This is a genomic window from Stenotrophomonas sp. P5_A8 (assembly GCF_056400545.1).
Genome location: NZ_JBFULB010000383.1, coordinates 1 through 3,421, shown reverse-complemented (window position 1 = coordinate 3,421; position 3,421 = coordinate 1). Strand labels below are relative to the sequence as shown.

Annotated in this window: 5 protein-coding genes; 3 read left to right on the top strand and 2 right to left on the bottom strand. The window is 57.6% G+C overall.

Annotation, left to right across the window (positions count from 1 at the left end; all coding sequences use genetic code 11):
- Positions 1 to 545 (top strand): tyrosine-type recombinase/integrase (locus tag AC1DQP_RS18380; protein WP_478052191.1); only part of this gene is annotated, 545 nt, incomplete at its 5' end.
- Positions 546 to 550: 5 nt separating this feature from the next.
- Here the strand turns inward: AC1DQP_RS18380 and AC1DQP_RS18375 are convergent.
- Entirely contained in the window at positions 551 to 763 is a 213-nt protein-coding gene (locus tag AC1DQP_RS18375) for a hypothetical protein (protein WP_478052190.1), read from the bottom strand.
- A 278-nt stretch (positions 764 to 1,041) separates the two neighbouring features.
- On the opposite strand from AC1DQP_RS18375, the gene AC1DQP_RS18370 reads away from it, so the two are divergent.
- Positions 1,042 to 1,572 (top strand): hypothetical protein, encoded by a 531-nt coding sequence (locus AC1DQP_RS18370; RefSeq protein ID WP_478052189.1) that lies wholly within the window; start codon positions 1,042 to 1,044, stop codon positions 1,570 to 1,572.
- Positions 1,573 to 2,325: 753 nt separating this feature from the next.
- On the opposite strand, the gene AC1DQP_RS18365 is transcribed toward AC1DQP_RS18370, so the two are convergent.
- Positions 2,326 to 2,829 carry a MarR family winged helix-turn-helix transcriptional regulator gene (locus AC1DQP_RS18365; protein WP_478052188.1) on the bottom strand — a complete coding sequence of 168 codons (504 nt, stop codon included), beginning with the start codon at positions 2,827 to 2,829 and terminating at the stop codon, positions 2,326 to 2,328.
- A 101-nt stretch (positions 2,830 to 2,930) separates the two neighbouring features.
- Between AC1DQP_RS18365 and AC1DQP_RS18360 the strand changes: the two genes are divergently transcribed.
- Positions 2,931 to 3,389 carry a hypothetical protein gene (locus AC1DQP_RS18360; protein WP_478052187.1) on the top strand — a complete coding sequence of 153 codons (459 nt, stop codon included), beginning with the start codon at positions 2,931 to 2,933 and terminating at the stop codon, positions 3,387 to 3,389.
- The last annotated feature ends 32 nt before the right edge of the window (positions 3,390 to 3,421 follow it).

Here is a 3,421-nt window from a genome sequence, read left to right as displayed (position 1 = left end):
GGGTTGAGGGCAGGGCGAACGCTAATGCGGCCCGACGTAAGTACCGGCAAGCGGTTCTGCCTGATTTGCCGATGGACGGGTATGTCGATCACCTAACGCCCGTGGTTCTTACAGCCATGAACACCGGTATGAGACGGGGTGAGCTGCTGTCGATGACATGGGCCGACATCAACTGGGAAGCAAAGATGCTCACCATCCAGGCGGAGAACGCCAAGTCCGGCAGGCAGCGTCACATCCCTCTGAACGTCGAAGCCATGGAAGTCCTGCAGCGTTGGGCCAGTCAAGCGGGCGAGCGACGCGCGGGCAAGGTATTCGAGGTGAGCGACATCAAAAAAGGGTGGGGCAAGCTGATCACTGACGCCCGCATCGAACAGTTCCGGTTCCATGACCTCCGGCATCACTTTGCATCGCGCTTGGTGCGGGCAGGGGTAGACCTGAACACTGTGCGCGAGCTCTTGGGTCATGCAGACATCACTATGACACTGCGGTATGCGCATCTGGCCCCGGACACCTTGGCGGCGGCTGTCGCAAAGCTGGCGGCATGAGCCGATTAACCCGGCTGCTGACCTGCTAGGCGCTCAAGCTCCTCGCGCATTCTTTGGCGGTCATCAGCTGGCAGCTTGGCGAAAGCCAAGATTGCCGCAGCCAAGTCATCATCTTCAGCGAACAGGTAGGCGACCGGCACGTCCAGCGCGCTGGCGAGCTCAGCCGCCTTGGTCATGTCGGCTTGGTTCCTTTCGCGCTCGTACCGGTTGATCAGCACGGCACCCCGATTCTTGTCCCGATCCTTATCCACCATTGCCCCCAGCGCGCGCTGGGACAACCCGCGCAGAGCTCGAGCTTCGGACAACCGTTTGGAAAACGTGGCGGTAATGGCTAGGGGTGAGGGCACGCGGAGGTAACGGTGAGTGAACCTGCTGGAGCATGGGCCATATACCTATTCAGTAGAAGTCTTTACCATTGTGGTAAATAGCGTTGCACGTGGTGTGACCGGCCGCAAGGGGTGGCTGGGCCCGTCGGCGCTCAGTCGGGGACGTTGGGATGAAGAACTGGATTTCGCTTGCTGCGGCCGTGTCGTTGGCGTTGACGGCGGTAGCCCCAGGGGAGGCTGTTGCACAGCAGCGCTCGTACGACCGCTTCAAGAATCGAACGTCTTACGACGCCAAAGTGAAGCTCTCAGAGCTTTCCCGGACGAGCAGGGGTGTCTCTTTGAGCCTCAGCAGCGTGGTTGACGGAGATCGCGCTGTGATGAAGTCCGACAGTTTTACGGTGTCGGCTATTGTGACCTTCAACATGTCTTATGACGTTCGATGCGCAGGCACAGGATTTGACCTGCTTGTAGACGGAAATGCCAGTTCGCTTCCCGGCGACATGCCGACCTTCAGTCGACACGAGTACGCAATCCTCTCTTTCGGCAAGAAGATGACCTTGGCGGAGGCATCGGCTTTCGCTGGTGCCAAGAAGATTGAGGTCCGGGTATGCGACACCGAATACACGCTCCACGACGAGCAGCAGACCGCGCTACGCGACCTAGTCAGAGACGCCCAGGCGACTCCTCCATCCGCCCACTGACTTCTCTAGCGCGCGTGCATCCCAACAAGGAGAGATGAAGATGCAAGATAGCAATGCAGCAACTAACCCATACCAATGTCCTGCATGCGAGGCACCGATCCCATCCGGTCGGACGTCCGCAACGTGTCCAAAGTGCTACGCAAAGCTGCCAAAAGCCATTGTTGAATCGAACCGTGCCAGCGTGACGGAAGGGCAAGAGCGTGGCTCCGCAGCTGCGTGTGTGATCTTCGGCTTGATTGCCCTTGGTGTCGGGCTCTACTTCCTGATCAACCCATCAGCAAGCGGTTACGGCAACTTCGCAAACATGCATGCGCTTGCAATCGGTCAAGCTCTGACCGTCGCTGGGGCTGTCTTGCTTGGGTTTGGCATTCGCCCTCGATAACTTGCTCGCTAGCTTGATCGGGCCCGTTGGCAGAGATGTCAGCGGGCCTTTCGTATGTGCCAATGTCTGCGATCTGGGGCCATCTTCGATTGGGGGTGCTATCCGTAGTCAGAAGCGCACTGGCACGCCCTGCCGCGTGATGTGGGGCGCTCCGCCGACTCTGCATGCAGGGATGTAGCTACTCAGTCCGACGCGCGCTGTGACGCGATTGGTTGGCATTGCTGAGGCTGCTATCGAGTAGAGGGTCAGGATCATCCGCATCCAAGTCGCGAAGTCCTAGGTGAGTCGGGGAAGTCGCGCTACGTCGCTGCCGAAGTGGGGGTAAAGCGTGGGGCACTCCATACAGCCGGAGCGTGCATCGTGCCTGGCTGCTACGCCAAACCGTCGTTAGATTCCAGTGCCGAGCGAATGACTGCCATGGACGATGAGAAGTCTTTCAGCTGCCTGTCCTTCAGATCTCCCAGGTAGCTGACATTGATCTTCTCCCAGGCATCATTGGCGCGGCGTAGAAGCTTCTTGCCATCGTCAGAGAGTCTTGCGTACTTCTGTCGGGTGGAGTCAAAAAAGATAGGTTCGTCTTGCCACTCTTCGATCAGACCGGCGGCATCCAAGCGCCTATAGATGCCTGTCATCGAGGTCGGTGACATGCCCAAGCTCTTCGACACATTGGCTCTGATTGCGTGTGATCCCCGTTTGCAGAGTCGATCAATTTCGCTCAGTGCCAGAAACATGTTCGTGTCGAAACGGACGTCATTCAGCTGCTTATTGGTCTCCAAACGGATTTCATCCAGCTGCTCATCGAGCCTTTTCCGAACTAGCCTTGCCAGTGCCAACAGTTGCTCGATCTCAGGGAACTTTCTAGTCGTGGGCTTCATACATCAGGGAAATATGGGGGGAGGTCCGTATCGTACATCCCCCCATATTGCAGTCGCTAGGCTACTCGTGCAGCAAGTCGCTGCTACTAGGAGATTCCAAAATGAGTGACATGTATCGTGCAATTGAACTGTGCTGCGCCCGGTGCGAGTCCGCGGCTCGCCTCGAGGAGGTGGAGCGTGAAATTGCCGAAATGCTGATTGATGACTATGTCTTGGAGAAGGACGAGGAGTGTGCAGGTCTGCGACCGCTTGAGAGCGCCAGCCTTACGGACTTCCAAGCAACTGAGGAGTTTGGGCGGCTGATTGCAGGCGCGCTTGGAGTGCTGCAGACCGAGTACAGCTTGCAAACTTGTGCTGATTCCCGCTTCCGTGCTCTGTGGAAGGCACGTCAGGCTGTTGAACTGACCGGCATTCCGTACGCCTTCTACATCAAGGAAGCCGTCAACTATCTTCGCAATCTGAGCGTTAAGCACATCAACCCGACTTCGCTGACCAGGCGGGACGTTCAGTTGTATGTGATGGCACGCTTCGTCGAGGAAACTGCGCCTAATCGCGTCTAATTCGTTCGGCGTCGAGTAGGCAGATGAGAGTG